The following is a 14,232-nucleotide window of genomic DNA, read 5'->3' as shown; positions in this document are numbered from 1 at the left end:
AGCACGACCGGGCTGCCGGCAGCGGGCGGGCGCGCGGTGGCGTCGCGCAGGGCGGCGGACGCGGCGCCGCGCACGGTGAGCGCGGCGTCGACGCCGGGGCGGTCGACGACGGTCCGGCGGGCGAGCTGGGTGAGGGCGGGCTCGACGAGGTCCGTCCACCAGCGGGCGACGCCGGCCGACGTGAGGTCGCCGAGGACGAGCAGTCGGGCGCAGCGGACCTCGTCGCCCGCGAGCGCGGAGTCGACGACGGCCGTGGGGGTCGCGTCGGGGTGCGGCGCGAGCGGGCGCGCCTGGCCGAGGGCGGGGGCGCCGGGGCTGTCGACGGCGGCGCTCACGTCGGTCGCGAGCGCGATCCGGGCGGCCTCGCCGGGTGCGACGCCGTCGAGGGTGAGGCGCCGCATCACGAGCAGCCGCTCGACGTCGTGCGCGCCGTACCGGCGGTGGGCGCCGGCGGAGTGCTCGGACGGGCCGAGGCCGTAGCGGCGGTCCCAGGTCCGCAGCGTGGCGGGGGCGACGCCGAGGCGGCGGGCGACCACCGCGACGGCGAGCGCGGGGGTGGAGGCGTCGGTCGGGTCGGCCGCGGGCGTCGTGACGTCCTCGTCGGCGGGCATGACGCGATTGTGCCAGGGGTCACGGGTCGTCCTCACCGTGACACAGCACGGATCGCGTCAGAGGCGACACGCCGACCAGCAGCTCCGCCACGAACCGCGTCATCACACGAATGTGCGAACCACCCTTGAACAACTTGTGGCGCGGTTGTAGCGTTTCGCTTCATCGCACCCCCCCGCACTCCAGCGTGCGGGGCTGCCGAACAACCGAGCCACCGAGCGCGACGGCCCACCAGGCCCGCTGACTCGGTTTGACTGAGGAGGACGCATGGCGGAGATCTCGCGGTTGCCCGGACCGGTGATGGACCTGTGGGAGTGGCAGTTCGAAGGAGCCTGCCGCGACGCCGACCAGGACCTCTTCTTCCACCCGGAGGGCGAGCGGGGGTCGGCACGGCGCCGGCGCGCGGAGGCCGCCAAGGCCATCTGCGCGACGTGCCCGGTGCTGAAGGAGTGCCGCGAGCAGTCGCTCGCGGTCCGTGAGCCCTACGGCGTGTGGGGCGGCCTGTCCGAGGACGAGCGTGCCGCGATCCTCGCGCAGCGCAACGGCCGTCGCGCGGTCGTCTGAGCAGGTCAGGCCGGTAGGAACCGGCAGACGACGAGGGCCCGTCCACCACGTGGTGGACGGGCCCTCGTGCGTGGGGCGGGCGGCGGCGTCAGGGACGACCACCGCCCGCCCGCGTCGTCACTTGACGACGACCGCGAGGATGTCGCGAGCCGAGAGGATGAGGAACTCCTCGCCGGCGTACTTGACCTCGGTGCCGCCGTACTTCGAGTAGATGACCTTGTCACCGACGGCCACGTCGAGCGGCACACGGTTGCCGTTGTCGTCGACACGGCCGGGACCGACCGCGAGGACCTCGCCCTCCTGGGGCTTCTCCTTCGCGCTGTCCGGGATGACGAGGCCCGAGGCCGTCGTCGTCTCCGCGTCGAGCGTCTTGACGACGATCCGGTCCTCGAGGGGCTTGATGGAGACCGACACAGCGGACCTCCCCTTCGCATGTGAGTAGTTCCGAGCTGTCCGAGCGCACCGGCTCACGTCGTCGCGGGTGCCGTGACCAGGTGCGCAGCTGGCACACTCCACAGGAGAGTGCCAGCTCCTCACTCTAGGAACGCGTTAGCACTCGGTCAAGGCGAGTGCCAACGAACGCCCCGGCCAGGGTCGACGCCCCACGCTCCACGCCCGCGTGCGGCGTGGAAGGATCGCCCGCATGGACGCCGCCGGTCTCAGCGCTCTGCTCAGCCCCCAGGGCTGGGCCCTGCTCTCGGCACTGCCCCCGTACGACGAGCACCGCACGATGGCGCTGTCGGCGCGCCTGCACGCCGAAGGGCTCGACCCCGACCTGGTGGCGGCCGCGCTCACGCAGTCCCGCCTGCGCGCCCGGGCCCGCACCAAGCTCGGCGACTTCGCCGACGGCATGCTCTTCACCGCAGCCGGGCTCGAGCAGGCCACGCGCCTCACGGTCGCCGCGCACCACGCGCGGCGGTACCGGGACGCGGGGACGACGCGGGTGGCGGACCTCACGTGCGGCATCGGCGCCGACTCGCTCGCGTTCGCCGGCGTCGGGATCCCCGTGCTGGCCACCGACGTCGACGAGGCGACCGCCGCGATCGCCACCGTCAACCTGCGGCACTTCCCCGACGCCGAGGTCCGGCACGGCGACGGGCTCGCGCTCGACCTCGAGGCCGAGGGCGTCGACGGCCTGTACGCCGACCCCGCGCGCCGCACGTCCACCGGCAGCCGCGTGTTCGACCCGGGCGCGTACGCCCCACCGCTCGACGCGGTCCTCGCGCTGCGCGAGCGGGTCCCCGCGCTCGGGCTCAAGCTCGGCCCCGGCGTGCCGCACTCGGCGCTGCCGCCCGACGCGCAGGCGCAGTGGGTGTCCGTCGACGGCGACGTCGTCGAGGTCGGGCTGTGGTTCGGCCCGCTCGCTCCCGAGGGCCCCGGACGGTCGGCGCTCGTGCTCACGCCCGCGGGGGCGCACACGCTGCACGCCGGTCCCGACGGCCCCGCGACCGTCCCGGCCGGGCCCGTCGCGGGCTACCTGTACGAGCCCGACGGCGCCGTCATCCGCGCGGGACTCGTGGGCGACGTGGCGCTGCGCGTGCGCGGCACGCTCGTGGACCCCACGATCGCCTACGTGACCTCCGACGAGCTGCACGACGAACCCGTCGCGACCGCGTACCGCGTGCTCGACACGATGCCGTTCGGCCTCAAGCGGCTGCGCACCTACCTGCGCGAGCGCGGCGTCGGGCGGCTGACCATCAAGAAGCGCGGCACGGCCGTCGTCCCCGAGCAGCTGCGCCGCCAGCTCGACCTGCGCGGCGACGCCGAGGCGACCGTCGTCCTCACGCGCGTCGCCGGGCACCAGCAGGTGCTCGTCGTGGAGCGTGCGTGATGGCCGCCCCCGTGCACCTGCCGTTCGCCCGCTCCGAGCGGTCGACCGTCGGCCTGGAGTGGGAGGTCGCGCTCGTCGACGCCGACTCGGGCGACCTGCGGCAGGCCGCCCAGGCGATCTTCGACGCCGTGCGCCGGCCCGACGGCACCGACCACCCGAACATCAAGCAGGAGCTGCTGCTCAACACCGTCGAGGTCGCGTCCGGCGTGTGCCGGACCGTGCGCGAGGCCGGCGACGACCTGCGCCCCGCGCTCGACGAGGTCGCCGCGGCCGCGGAGCCGCTGCGCATCGAGCTCATGGGCGGCGGGACGCACCCGTTCGCGAACTGGGCGCAGCAGAAGGTCACCGACAAGCAGCGCTACGCGACGCTCATCGACCGCACCCAGTGGTGGGGCCGGCAGATGCTCATCTACGGCGTGCACGTGCACGTCGGGATCGAGGACCGGGACAAGGTCCTGCCGATCTCCCGCGCGATGCTCACCGTCTTCGCGCACCTGCAGTCGCTGTCCGCGTCGTCGCCGTTCTGGGGCGGCAAGGACACCGGGTACGCGTCGAACCGTGCGCTGCTGTTCCAGCAGCTGCCGACCGCCGGGCTGCCGTTCGGCTTCGAGGAGTGGGGCCAGCTCGAGCAGTACGTGGGCGACATGCTGCACACCGGCGTCATCGACCAGTTCGACGAGGTCCGCTGGGACGTCCGGCCGTCGCCCCGCTTCGGGACGCTCGAGATGCGCGTCGCCGACGGCGCGACCAACCTGCTCGAGGTCACCGCGATCTCCGCCCTCACGCACTGCTTCGTCGAGCACTTCTCGACGATGCTGGACCGCGGCGAGACGCTGCCGACCATGCCGCCGTGGTTCCTGCAGGAGAACAAGTGGCGCTCGGCGCGCTACGGCATGGACGCGATCATCATCACGAACGCGGCGGGCGACGAGGAGCTCGTGACCGACGCGATCGGCCGCTGGCTCGTCGAGCTGGCGCCCGTCGCGGAGCGGCTCGGGTGCAGCGCCGAGCTCGAGGAGGTCCGCGTCATCCTGCGGCGCGGCGCGTCCTACCAGCGGCAGCGCGCGGTGGCCCGGCGGCACGCGGGCGAGCTCGACGCGGTCGTGCGCTCGCTCGTCGCCGAGCTCGAGGCCGGCCGGCCGCTCTGACCCTCCCGTCCGCCGCGACGGTCGCCCCTCCTGTCACCCGACAGGGCTCGCCAGCACGTCGTCCCACCGGACGGTCGTCGGGCCGTTCGTCGTCGACGAGCTGAGGTACGCCATGAGCCGGACGCCACCCGCGGTCTGCAGGCCCGCCGTCGTGTCGGTCGCCGTGTACTGCCACGTCGCGGGCTCCGGGGTCCCGTCGAGCCACGCGCGCGTGCGGACCGTCGTCGGGGACGCGCCCTGCACCTGGACGCGCACCCGGAGGCGCGCGCCCGGTGTGAGCGTCACCCCCGGCAGGGTGTTGCCGGTGAGCACCGCGCCCGACCGCTCGGTGTGCAGCTGCACGGCGCCGGTCGCCAGCACCTTGACCCGGGCGCCGTAGTCCGCGGACCCGACGACCCGGCCGGACACGGTCGCGTAGAGCGGACCGTCGGGCACGGTCGTCAGCGCGAGGGTCGTCGTGAGGTCGGTGGACGTCGACGCGACCGCGCCGAGGCCGGCCGTGAGCGTCGCCCCCGCGGGGACCTGCATGGCGCCCGTCCCGGAGCCCACGGAGAACCGCGTGGAGCCGCCCGCGACCGCCCACGTGCCGCCGGTCTCCGCCGTGCCCCAGCTGCCCGTGGTCGTCCGCCCGAACGTGTCGGCGGCGAGCGTCGTGACCGGCGGCGGAGCGGTGACCGTGACCGACCGCGTGGTCGTCGCGGTGGCGCCGTCGTCGTCGGTGACGGTGAGCGTGACCGTGTACGTGCCCGCCGCGGCGTACGTGCGCGACGACGTCGTGCCCGTCGCGGTGCCGCCGTCGCCGAACGACCAGGCCCGGGACACGACCGTCCCGTCCGGGTCGGTCGACGCGGTCGAGTCGACCGCGACCGTGAGCCCGTTCGTGGCCGTCGTGAACGACGCCGTGGGCGGCTGGTTGACGGGCGGCGGCGGAGGCGACCCGACCGGGGTGACCACCAGGTCGTCCCAGCGGGCCGTCAGGGCGCCGCCGGTCGTCGTCGAGCTGACGTACGTCATGAGCCGGACGCCGCCCGCGCCCTGCATCGCCGCCGTGCCGTCGGTCGCGGTGTACTGCCACGCCGTCGGCTCGGCCTGCCCGTCCTCCCAGGCACGCACGCGCACGACGGTCGGCGACGTGCCCTCGACCTGCGTGCGCACCCGCAGACGCTCGCCCGCGGTGAGCGTGACGCCGGGCAGGGTGCCGCCCGTCAGGACCGTGCCGGAGCGCTCGGTGTGCAGCTGGACGGCTCCCGTCGCGAGCACCTTGACCCGGGCGCCGTAGTCGCCGGAGCCGACGACCCGGCCGGACACGGTCGCGTAGAGCGCGTTGCTGGGGATGCGGTCGAGCGCGACGGACGTCGTGACGTCGGTGGCCTGCGAGGACACCGTGCCGAGGGTCGCCGAGACGGTGCCGCCCGGCAGGGGCGACTGCTGTCCGGTCCCGCCGCCGACGGCGAACCGCGCGGTGCCGCCGCCGACCGACCAGGGTCCGCCGGTGTCGGCGCTCCCCCACCCGCCCGTGACGGTCCGGCCGAACGCGTCGGTCGCGAGCGGGCCGGGACCGGGGTCGGGCGGGGTGCCGGTCATCGCGTAGGGCAGCGTGAACTGGCTGTCGGCGTCCGTCTCGTACCGGCCGAGCGTCGGGGAGTACGTCGTGGCCCGGATCTCGTCCGCGGCGGGGTCGAACGTGTAGTACCGCAGCCAGCCGTCGCCGCCGTTGGCGCGGTCCTGGTAGTCGGTGAGGACCGCGTGCACGGGGTCGCCGCACGCGTTGGTGTCGGTCCGCCGCGCCTCGCCCAGGTCGCCCTCGCTGAAGTGCCCGCTGACGACGAGGAAGACCGAGCAGCTCGGCCGGACGAGCTCCTGCCAGATCGCCTGGCCGCTGTTGCCCCCGTCGGCGCGCGCGACCTGGTTCGTCAGCCCGCCGGACGTGTCGACGTAGCTGTGCGTCGCGACGATCGCGCGACGGTCGGGGTACGCGGCGAGCACGCGCCGCCCCCAGTCGAGCGCGTAGTCGGGCGCGTTCATCTCGAGGTTGAGCAGCAGGAAGTCCATGCCGCCGGCGGTGAACAGCGCGAAGCTGTCCATGTTCTGCCGGTCCACCGGGTCGGGCCCGACGACGTGCTGCCCGAGGTACCCGCCGTAGGACGCCGCCGCACCGTTCCAGGTCGCGCCGGAGTACCGGCTCGGCGGGAAGTACTGGCGGTACAGGGGCGCCTCGCCGGTCGTGAGGTTCATGTCGTGGTTGCCGGGGAGCACGGTGTTCGGCACACCCGCGGCGTCGAGGACGGCCATGTGCTGCGACGCGCGCTGCCACTGCACGTCGGCGGTGTCGACGCCCACGAGGTCGCCGACCTGGGCGACGAACGCGATGTCGAGGTCGTCCTGCTGGTCGGCGATCCAGGCGGTCTGCACGCCCATCGTCGCCTGGTTCGCGGAGGTGCTCACGTAGTTCTGCGTGTCGGGGAGCACGACGAACGTGAACGGCTCGGGGTCGGCGGCGGTCGCGGGCGCGGCGACGAGGTCCCACGCGACGAGCGCGACGACGAGACCGAGCACCGCGACGGTGCGCCGGCCGGCGCGTCGTGGCCGGGGTGCGGCGGCGCGGGCGTGCGCGGGCTCGTGCGGGTGGTCGGGTCGGCCGTGACGGGCGAGGGGTGACGGGGGCATGGCGACTCCTGGGCTCGCGTCCAGTGCAACCCGCCGCCCAAAACGTGTCAATCACCCAGGAAAGGGACAGCGGGTGACTTCTGGTCCCGGCCTTGCCCGCTACTTGCTATCGCCTAGTACCGGGTCTAGCGTCTGTCCCGTGGACGACACCCGCGACCCCCAGCTCCTCAAGGGCGTGCTGCCCATGCTCGTCCTGGCCGTCCTGCGCGGCGGCGAGTCGTACGGCTACGAGCTCGTGACGCGCCTCCAGGACGCCGGACTGGCCGACCTGGGGGCCGGCACCCTCTACCCCGTCCTCAACCGCCTGGAGCGCGAAGGACGGGTCTCCTCCCGGCTCGTCGCCTCCACCTCCGGCCCGGCCCGCAAGTACTACGTCCCGACCGACGCCGGCACCGCCGAGCTCGACCGGGCCGAGCGCTCGTGGCACCGCCTCTCCGCGACCGTCGCCCGCGTCCTCGACACCGACGCCCCGCCGACCACCTCCACCGACCCGTCCAGGGGGACCCGATGAGCACCCTGCCGCTGCGCGACCTGCTGGTCCGCGAGACCTTCCTCGCCCGCTTCTCCTGGGCGGTCCAGGACTACCCCAAGCCCGACCGCCTCGTGCGCGAGCTGCGCCGCGAGCTCACCGCGACGGCCACCGACGTCGGGATGCGTCGCGCGGTCGCGGACCTGGGCCACCCGCGCGTGCTCGCCGAGGGCTACCTCGCGTCGCTCGACCGCCGTGTGCCGCGCTGGGCGACGGGCGCGACGTGGGCGGCACTGGCCGTCGGCGCGGTCGCCTACCTGCTGGTCGCGTACGCGTTCGGGACGCTCGACACCCTCGAGGACCTCGGTGGCGGTTCGGTGACGCGCACGGCGCTCGGCGCGACCACGGTCTACACGTCGACCGACGACGGCCTGTCGGTCGCGACCGAGGGGTCGTGGCAGTGGGCCGTGCTCTACGCCGCCCTGTTCGGCGTCGTGTTCGTCCTGGGCTCGCGCCTGTGGCGGGCGTGGCCGAGCGGTGGTGCCGTCAGACGAGCACCTGCGTGAGGGGCATCGAGGAGTCGACGGGCAGGTCGAGCGGCGACGGCGGCAGGCCCCGGCGGACGACCGCCGAGCCGAGGGCCGCGATCATCGCGCCGTTGTCCGTGCAGTAGCGGATCGGCGGGATGCGCAGCTCGACGCCCGCCTCCGCGCACCGCTTGGCCGCCATGTCGCGCAGCTGCGAGTTCGCCGAGAACCCGCCCCCGACGACCAGGGTGCGCACGCCGTGCGCGTGGCACGCGGCGATGGTCTTGGCGGTGAGCACGTCGGCCACGGCCTCGGCGAACGACGCCGCGACGTCGTGCAGCGGGATCTCCTCCCCCGCGTCCTGCCGGGCCTCGACCCAGCGGGCGACCGCCGTCTTGAGCCCGGAGAACGAGAAGTCGGCCGCGTGCCGCGCCTGGTCCTTGGGCGCCGTGAGGCCGCGCGGGAACCGGATCGCGTGCGGGTCGCCGTCGCGCGCGAGACGGTCGATGTGCGGGCCGCCCGGGTACGGCAGCCCGAGCAGGCGGCCGACCTTGTCGAAGGCCTCGCCGGCGGCGTCGTCGAGCGTCGAGCCGAGCTCGGTGACGTGGACCGTGTCGTCGAGGAGCAGCAGCGACGAGTGCCCGCCGGAGACGACGAGCGCCATGACACGCTCGGGGAACGGCCCGTCGACGAGCTCGTCGACGACCGCGTGGCCGATCACGTGGTTGACGCCGTACAGCGGCTTGTCGAGCGCGAGGGCAAGCGCCTTGGCGGCCGACGCCCCGACCGTGAGCGGCCCGACGAGGCCCGGGCCGGCGGTGACGGCGATCGCGTCGACCTCGCCGAGCGAGACGTCGGCGGTGGCGAGCGCGCGCTCGATCGTCGGGACCATCGCCTCGAGGTGGGCGCGCGACGCGATCTCGGGGATGATCCCGCCGAACCGCGCGTGCTCGTCGACCGAGCTGGCGACGGCGTCGACGAGCAGGTCGTGGCCGCGGACGAGCGCGACCCCCGTCTCGTCGCACGACGTCTCGATGCCGAGGACGAGGGGCTGGGCGCCGGTCGCAGACATGCCCTCCAGGATAGGTGGGCATGCCGTGTGAGCAGCGTCACCTCCGACCCGCGGAATCCCGCAGGGTTGTTGATGATTCAACGAGGCATGACCACCGACACCACCGTCCTGGACGGCCTCGACTTCCCGACGCCCGACCTCGCCGTCTCCGACGACGTCGCCGACCTCCTGTTCCGCGCCGCGCGCACCGTCGGCGCCTTCACGGCCGACGAGGTCACCGACGAGCAGATCGCGTCCGTGTACGACCTGGTCAAGTGGGGCCCGACCGCCCTCAACACCACGCCGCTGCGCCTGCTCGTCGTGCGCACCCCCGAGGCCCGCGAGCGCCTCGCCGCGCACATGAACGAGGGCAACCGCGAGCGCGTCCTCGCCGCCCCGGTCTCGATCGTGCTCGCCGCCGACCCCGGCTTCCACACCCACCTGCCGGTCCTCGCGCCGCACATGGCCGCGCTCGCCGACGCGCTCGAGCCGCAGACCGACCAGCGCGAGCAGATGGCCCGCACCAACGCGCTCCTGCAGGCCGGCTACTTCATCGTCGGGCTGCGCGCCGCGGGCCTCGACGCCGGCCCCATGGGCGGCATGGACGCCGCGGGCATCGACGCCGAGTTCTTCGCCGAGTCCGGCTGGCGCTCGCTGTTCGTCGTCAACGTCGGCCACCGCGAGGGCGACGGCACGACGTACCCGCGCGCCGCGCGGCTCACCTACGCGCAGACGACACGCACCGTCTGATCCGCGGACGCCCCGGACGGCCGCGACCACGCGCCGTCCGGGGCGCTCCCGCTCAGGCCCCGGTCGCCACCGGTCGGCCCGGGTCGTTCGACCACTGCGACCACGAGCCGGGGTACAGCGCCGCCTCGACCCCCACCGCCGCGAGTGCCGCGACCTCGTGCGCGGCCGTCACCCCCGACCCGCAGTAGACCGCCACCGGCGCACCCGCCGCCGCACCGAGCCCGCGGAACCGCTCGCGCAGGGCCTCGTCGGGCAGGAACGCGCCGTCCTCGGTGAGGTTGTCCGTCGTGGGCGCGCTCACGGCCCCCGGGATGTGCCCCGCGCGCGGGTCGACCGGCTCGACCTCCCCGAGGAAGCGCGGCCGCGCGCGGGCGTCCAGCAGCGGACCCGACCACCCCGCGGCGTCGTCGGCCGTGATCGTCGGCAGCGCGCCGGTCGTCAGCACGACGTCACCCGGCTCCGGGGTCACCGAGCCTGCCTCCACGGGCAGACCCGCACGCTGCCAGCCCCCGATCCCGCCGTCGAGCAGCCGCACCTGCGTCAGCCCCGCCCAGCGCAGCAGCCACCACGCCCGCGCCGCCGACGTGCCGCCCACGTCGTCGTAGACGACGACCGGCCGGTCCTCGCGCACGCCCCACCGGCGCGCCGCGACCTCGAGGTCCGCGACCGCGGGCAGCGGGTGCCGCCCCTCCTGCGGGCTCGGCATCGCCGCGAGCTCCGTGTCGAGGTCGACGTAGACCGCACCCGGCACGTGCGCCGTCAGGTACTGCTCGTGCCCGTCGTCGCGGCCGAGCGCCCACCGCACGTCGAGGAGCACGGGCGGCTCGTCGCCGCCGAGCTGTGCCGCCAGGTCGATCGGGTCCACGAGCACCGCGTCGCGCGTCGTGGACGTCCCCCGCCGATCGGTCTGCTGGTCCGTCATCGTGCCTCCCCCTCGTCACCGCGCAGGTCGAGCCGCATGGTCCATGCGTCCGCATTCTCCGGCTGGTAGTACCCGCGCCGCAGTCCGAACCGCACGAAGCCCGCGCTCTCGTACAGGCGCAGCGCCGGGTCGTTGTCGACGCGCACCTCCAGCAGGACGACGCCTGCGCCGAGCGTGCGGGCCCGGTCGAGCAGCGCGGAGAGCAGCAGCCGCCCGATCCCCCGGCCCTGGTGGGCGGTGTCCGTGCCGATCGTCATGACCTGCGCGTCGAACCCGTCGAACCACAGGCCCGCGTAGCCGACCAGCGTGCCCGCCGCGGCGTCCTGCGCGCCCACGTACCACCGGCCCGGGCCGACGAGCTCCTCCTCGAGGGTCCGGGCTGACCACGCGCCCGCGCCGAACAGCGCGTCCTCCATCCGGACCAGCGCCGGGACGTCCTGCGGCGTCAGCGCGCGGACGACGACGCCCGGCGCGGCCTCGCTCATCCGAGGACGCGCTTGCGCGCCGCCGACGGCACGGCGTCCGGCCGGCGCAGGTACAGCGGGGTCGTCGGCAGGTCCTCGCCGCGGGCGGCCCGCGCGGCGGCGAGCAGCGCGAGCTCGGCGGGGTCGGGGTCGACCAGTCCGAGCGCGTCGGCGTCCAGGTCGTGCCCACCGAGCACCGGGTGCAGCAGCGCGCCACGCCCGACCACGAGCGCACCCGCGACCCGGTCGTCCGCGGCGACGTCGTCGGGCGCACCGACCTGCGGCTCCACCAGGACGTCGAGCACGCCCGCGCCGCCGACGCGGTACAGCGACCAGTACACCTCGCGGCGTCGGGCGTCGGTCGCGACCAGCACGGTCGTCCCGGGCTCGACGACCCGCGACGCCGCCGCCGCGAGCGCGTCCACGCTCGGCACGCCCCGCGCGGGCACGCCGAGTCCCAGGGCGAGCGTCCGGGCGGTCACGAGGCCCACGCGCAGCCCGGTGAACGGCGCCGGGCCGGTCCCGACGACCACCGACGTCAGCGCGGTCCGGTCGACGCCGGCGTCCGCGAGGACGTCCGCGACCATGGGCGCGAGGAGCTCCGCGTGGTGGCGCGGCTGGTCGTCGCTGCGGGCCGCGAGCACGACGCCGGAGTCGTCGAGGAGGGCGACCGCGACGGCCGCCGAGGTGTCGAGCGCGAGGACGGGCACGACGTCAGCCTGCCACCGCGTCCGCGCCGGGGAGCGTCACGCCCGCCCAGCGGTCGCCGACCGCCCGCACCGTGACGACCCGCTCGCCCGCGGCGGCGTCCTCGTCGTCCGTCGGGTCCACGCCGCCGCGGGGGCGACGCACCTTGACCTCGAGCCGGTCGGCGGTGAGCCCCTCGACCCAGCCCTCGCCCCACTCGACGACCGTGACCGACGCGTCGAGGCTCGCGTCGAGGTCGAGCGCGTCGACCTCGTCCAGGGACGACAGCCGGTACGCGTCCACGTGCACGAGTCCCGGGCCGCGCGACCCGTCCGGGCGGGCGAGCGGCGGGTGCTCGCGGGCGATGATGAACGTCGGCGACGCGACCTGCCCGCGCACCCCGAGGCCCGCCCCGATGCCCTGCGTGAGCGTCGTCTTGCCCGCACCGAGGTCCCCCGTGAGCACCACGAGGTCGCCCGCGCGCAGGACGCCCGCGAGCGCCCGCCCGAAGGCGCGCGTCGTGTCGGCGTCGACCAGGCGCACGGTGGCCTCGGCCGTGGGCGTCGTCGTGGACCCGTCGGTCGTGACGGTCTCCAGCGGACCCGGTCCGCTCATCGGGCCACCTCCGTGGCGGTCAGGGCGGGCACGTCGCCCGCCGCGGTGTCGACGTGCACGCGCGGCACCCGCGCGCCCACGCGCGTGACGATCTCGTAGGAGATCGTGCCTGCGGCGTCCGCCCAGTCCTGCGCGGTCGGGCCGCCGTCCAGGCCCGAGCCGAAGAGCTCGACGCGGTCCCCCGCGACCTCGGCGGCGCCCGGCCCGAGGTCGACGACGACCTGGTCCATGCACACGCGGCCGGCCACGCCGAGCGTGCGGCCGCCGACCCGCAGCGGTCCCCCCGGACGGTCCTGCGTGCCCGACGCGTGCCGCGGCACCCCGTCGGCGTACCCGACGGGCACGACGCCCACCACGGTGTCGTGCGGCGTCACGTACTGGTGCGCGTAGGAGATCCCGTGCCCGGCGGGGACGGCCTTGACGTTCGCGAGCTCGGCCTCGAACGTCATCGCGGGCACGAGGCCGAAGTCGGCGGGCGAGCCGAGCTGCGGCACGGGCGACAGGCCGTACACGGCCAGCCCGGGCCGCACGAGGTCGTGGTGCACCGCGGGGTCGGTGAGCGTCGCGGCGGAGTTCGCCAGGTGCCGGACCTCGAGGTGCGCGCCCGCGGCCTCGACGGCCCGCACGGCGTCGGCGAACACGACGGCCTGCGCGCGCACCGTGGGGTGCGCGGGCTCGTCGGCGAACGCCAGGTGCGACCACACGCCGACGAGCTCGACCGCACCCTCGGCCTGGGCGCGCAGCGCGGCCGGCAGCAGCGCGTGCAGGTCGGCGGGCGTCAGCCCGTTGCGGCCGAGCCCCGTGTCGACCTTGAGGTGCACGCGCGCGGTCCGGCCCGCCGCACGCGCCGCGGCGACGACCTCGTCGAGCGCCCACGCGGCCGCGACCGACAGGTCGACGTCCGCCTCGACCGCGTCGCGCAGCGGGGCGCCCGGCGCGTACAGCCACGTGAGCACGCGCGGCCCGACGACGCCCGCGTGGCGCAGCTCCACGGCCTCGGCGACCTGCGCGGCACCCAGCCACGTCGCGCCGCCCTCGACGGCCGCCCGCGCCGACGGCACGAGCCCGTGCCCGTACGCGTCCGCCTTCACGACGGCCATGACCTGGGCGGTCGGGGCGTGCGCGGCGAGGGCGCGCACGTTGCCGCGGATCGCGGCGAGGTCGACGACGGCACGGGCGGGGTACAGGCTCACGGCGCCCAGTCTCGCACCCGACCCGGCCGGGTCGGTCAGCGGGTCAGGACGGCCGCACGACGACGTCGGCGCGCGCGGCGGTCGCCGCGACCAGCCGCGCGTTGCGCTCGTCGGGGCCGTGCGCCCAGGCACGCGCCGCGTCGGCGGGCTTGCCGAACGCCTCGTGCCGGGCGACCAGCCGCGCCAGGCGCAGGTCGTCGTCGGGCGCGACGAACCACGACTCGTCGAGCAGCCCCGCGACCGGCCCGAAGCCGTCCTGGTCGAGCAGCAGGTAGTTCCCCTCGGTGACGACGAGCGGCGTGCCGGGCTCGACCCGGATCGCGCCCGCGACGCCGTTGCGCAGGTCCCGGCGGTACTCGGGGGCGTAGACGACCTCGTCCGGGTGCGGGTCGCTCAGGCGGCGCAGCAGCGCGACGAACCCGGCCGCGTCGAACGTGTCGGGGGCGCCCTTGCGGTCGGCCCGGCCCAGACGCTCGAGCTCGGTCTGCGCGAGGTGGAAGCCGTCCATCGGCACGACGACGGCCGACGTCCCGCACGCCTCCGCGACCTGCGCCGCGAGGGTCGACTTGCCCGCCCCCGGCGCGCCGGTGATACCCAGCAGGGTGCGCCGGCCGGTCGCGAGGAGGCGGCCGACGCGAGCGACGAGGTCGGCGTCGAGGGTCGTGGTCACGGCGTCAGTGTGCCGCCTCTCCCCACGACGCCCTCCCCGCCCGACGCTGCGGCCCGCAGCAGGTC

At 75.5% G+C, this 14,232-nt stretch carries 16 protein-coding genes; 6 read left to right on the top strand and 10 right to left on the bottom strand.

Annotated elements, in window-relative coordinates; genetic code table 11:
* The coding region (locus CBZ_RS17325; RefSeq protein WP_130782726.1) for a MerR family transcriptional regulator at nt 1-611 on the bottom strand (611 nt) is incomplete at its 3' end.
* Between the two features lie 265 nt (nt 612-876).
* Here CBZ_RS17325 and CBZ_RS17320 point away from each other — a divergent pair.
* Entirely contained in the window at nt 877-1,173 is a 297-nt protein-coding gene (locus tag CBZ_RS17320; RefSeq protein WP_013770232.1) for a WhiB family transcriptional regulator, read from the top strand.
* Nucleotides 1,174-1,290: 117 nt separating this feature from the next.
* On the opposite strand, the gene groES is transcribed toward CBZ_RS17320, so the two are convergent.
* Nucleotides 1,291-1,587 carry a co-chaperone GroES gene (groES, locus tag CBZ_RS17315; RefSeq protein ID WP_130782725.1) on the bottom strand — a complete coding sequence of 99 codons (297 nt, stop codon included), beginning with the start codon at nt 1,585-1,587 and terminating at the stop codon, nt 1,291-1,293.
* Nucleotides 1,588-1,816: 229 nt separating this feature from the next.
* On the opposite strand from groES, the gene CBZ_RS17310 reads away from it, so the two are divergent.
* Complete coding sequence (locus CBZ_RS17310) at nt 1,817-3,004, top strand: class I SAM-dependent methyltransferase (protein ID WP_130782724.1); 1,188 nt, start codon at nt 1,817-1,819, stop codon at nt 3,002-3,004.
* Nucleotides 3,004-4,152, top strand: coding sequence for a glutamate--cysteine ligase (locus tag CBZ_RS17305; RefSeq protein WP_130782728.1), 1,149 nt, complete (start codon nt 3,004-3,006; stop codon nt 4,150-4,152). The genes CBZ_RS17310 and CBZ_RS17305 overlap by 1 nt, the downstream gene beginning before the upstream one ends.
* A 33-nt stretch (nt 4,153-4,185) precedes the next feature.
* Here the strand turns inward: CBZ_RS17305 and CBZ_RS17300 are convergent, their stop codons facing one another.
* The gene (locus CBZ_RS17300; RefSeq protein WP_130782723.1) at nt 4,186-6,819 is read right to left on the bottom strand and encodes a PKD domain-containing protein; all 2,634 of its coding nucleotides are present in this window, start codon (nt 6,817-6,819) and stop codon (nt 4,186-4,188) included.
* Between the two features lie 139 nt (nt 6,820-6,958).
* Here CBZ_RS17300 and CBZ_RS17295 point away from each other — a divergent pair, with 139 nt between their 5' ends.
* Nucleotides 6,959-7,330 (top strand): PadR family transcriptional regulator, encoded by a 372-nt coding sequence (locus tag CBZ_RS17295; RefSeq protein WP_130782722.1) that lies wholly within the window; start codon nt 6,959-6,961, stop codon nt 7,328-7,330.
* Nucleotides 7,327-7,854 (top strand): hypothetical protein, encoded by a 528-nt coding sequence (locus CBZ_RS17290; protein ID WP_130782721.1) that lies wholly within the window; start codon nt 7,327-7,329, stop codon nt 7,852-7,854. Before CBZ_RS17295 ends, CBZ_RS17290 begins: the two co-directional genes overlap by 4 nt.
* Here the strand turns inward: CBZ_RS17290 and tsaD are convergent.
* A complete protein-coding gene (gene tsaD / locus CBZ_RS17285) occupies nt 7,835-8,887 on the bottom strand; it encodes a tRNA (adenosine(37)-N6)-threonylcarbamoyltransferase complex transferase subunit TsaD (protein ID WP_130782720.1) in 1,053 nt (350 codons plus the stop codon). The genes CBZ_RS17290 and tsaD overlap by 20 nt on opposite strands.
* 87 nt (nt 8,888-8,974) lie before the next feature.
* Here tsaD and CBZ_RS17280 point away from each other — a divergent pair, with 87 nt between their 5' ends.
* The gene (locus CBZ_RS17280) at nt 8,975-9,616 is read left to right on the top strand and encodes a malonic semialdehyde reductase (RefSeq protein ID WP_130782719.1); all 642 of its coding nucleotides are present in this window, start codon (nt 8,975-8,977) and stop codon (nt 9,614-9,616) included.
* A 52-nt stretch (nt 9,617-9,668) separates the two neighbouring features.
* On the opposite strand, the gene CBZ_RS17275 is transcribed toward CBZ_RS17280, so the two are convergent.
* From CBZ_RS17275 to CBZ_RS17250, 6 genes are read right to left on the bottom strand one after another with little or no spacing between them, the layout of a single operon-like run.
* A complete protein-coding gene (locus CBZ_RS17275; RefSeq protein WP_130782718.1) occupies nt 9,669-10,538 on the bottom strand; it encodes a sulfurtransferase in 870 nt (289 codons plus the stop codon).
* Nucleotides 10,535-11,023: a ribosomal protein S18-alanine N-acetyltransferase gene (gene rimI, locus CBZ_RS17270; protein ID WP_130782717.1), complete on the bottom strand. Its 489-nt coding sequence runs from the start codon at nt 11,021-11,023 to the stop codon at nt 10,535-10,537. Before rimI ends, CBZ_RS17275 begins: the two co-directional genes overlap by 4 nt.
* Nucleotides 11,020-11,712, bottom strand: coding sequence for a tRNA (adenosine(37)-N6)-threonylcarbamoyltransferase complex dimerization subunit type 1 TsaB (gene tsaB, locus CBZ_RS17265; protein WP_130782716.1), 693 nt, complete (start codon nt 11,710-11,712; stop codon nt 11,020-11,022). Before tsaB ends, rimI begins: the two co-directional genes overlap by 4 nt.
* Before the next feature lie 4 nt (nt 11,713-11,716).
* Nucleotides 11,717-12,304 (bottom strand): tRNA (adenosine(37)-N6)-threonylcarbamoyltransferase complex ATPase subunit type 1 TsaE, encoded by a 588-nt coding sequence (tsaE, locus tag CBZ_RS17260; protein ID WP_130782715.1) that lies wholly within the window; start codon nt 12,302-12,304, stop codon nt 11,717-11,719.
* A complete protein-coding gene (alr, locus tag CBZ_RS17255) occupies nt 12,301-13,497 on the bottom strand; it encodes an alanine racemase (protein WP_373862191.1) in 1,197 nt (398 codons plus the stop codon). The genes tsaE and alr overlap by 4 nt, the downstream gene beginning before the upstream one ends.
* Nucleotides 13,498-13,540: 43 nt before the next feature.
* Nucleotides 13,541-14,167, bottom strand: coding sequence for a nucleoside/nucleotide kinase family protein (locus tag CBZ_RS17250; RefSeq protein ID WP_130782714.1), 627 nt, complete (start codon nt 14,165-14,167; stop codon nt 13,541-13,543).
* Nucleotides 14,168-14,232 lie beyond the last annotated feature (65 nt).

Origin of the sequence: Cellulomonas biazotea, assembly GCF_004306155.1 — a bacterium.
In the GTDB taxonomy this organism is placed as follows: domain Bacteria; phylum Actinomycetota; class Actinomycetes; order Actinomycetales; family Cellulomonadaceae; genus Cellulomonas; species Cellulomonas biazotea.
Note: the sequence above shows the minus strand (reverse complement) of the source record. Positions and strands in the feature narration are given on the sequence as shown.

Coding starts and splice junctions, on each gene's coding strand:
- CBZ_RS17320 (WP_013770232.1), top strand. CDS start 877: ATGGCGGAGATCTCGCGGTTGCCCGGACCGGTGATGGACCTGTGGGAG.
- CBZ_RS17310 (WP_130782724.1), top strand. CDS start 1,817: ATGGACGCCGCCGGTCTCAGCGCTCTGCTCAGCCCCCAGGGCTGGGCC.
- CBZ_RS17305 (WP_130782728.1), top strand. CDS start 3,004: ATGGCCGCCCCCGTGCACCTGCCGTTCGCCCGCTCCGAGCGGTCGACC.
- CBZ_RS17300 (WP_130782723.1), bottom strand. CDS start 6,819: ATGCCCCCGTCACCCCTCGCCCGTCACGGCCGACCCGACCACCCGCAC.
- CBZ_RS17290 (WP_130782721.1), top strand. CDS start 7,327: ATGAGCACCCTGCCGCTGCGCGACCTGCTGGTCCGCGAGACCTTCCTC.
- tsaD (WP_130782720.1), bottom strand. CDS start 8,887: ATGTCTGCGACCGGCGCCCAGCCCCTCGTCCTCGGCATCGAGACGTCG.
- CBZ_RS17280 (WP_130782719.1), top strand. CDS start 8,975: ATGACCACCGACACCACCGTCCTGGACGGCCTCGACTTCCCGACGCCC.
- CBZ_RS17275 (WP_130782718.1), bottom strand. CDS start 10,538: ATGACGGACCAGCAGACCGATCGGCGGGGGACGTCCACGACGCGCGAC.
- rimI (WP_130782717.1), bottom strand. CDS start 11,023: ATGAGCGAGGCCGCGCCGGGCGTCGTCGTCCGCGCGCTGACGCCGCAG.
- tsaE (WP_130782715.1), bottom strand. CDS start 12,304: ATGAGCGGACCGGGTCCGCTGGAGACCGTCACGACCGACGGGTCCACG.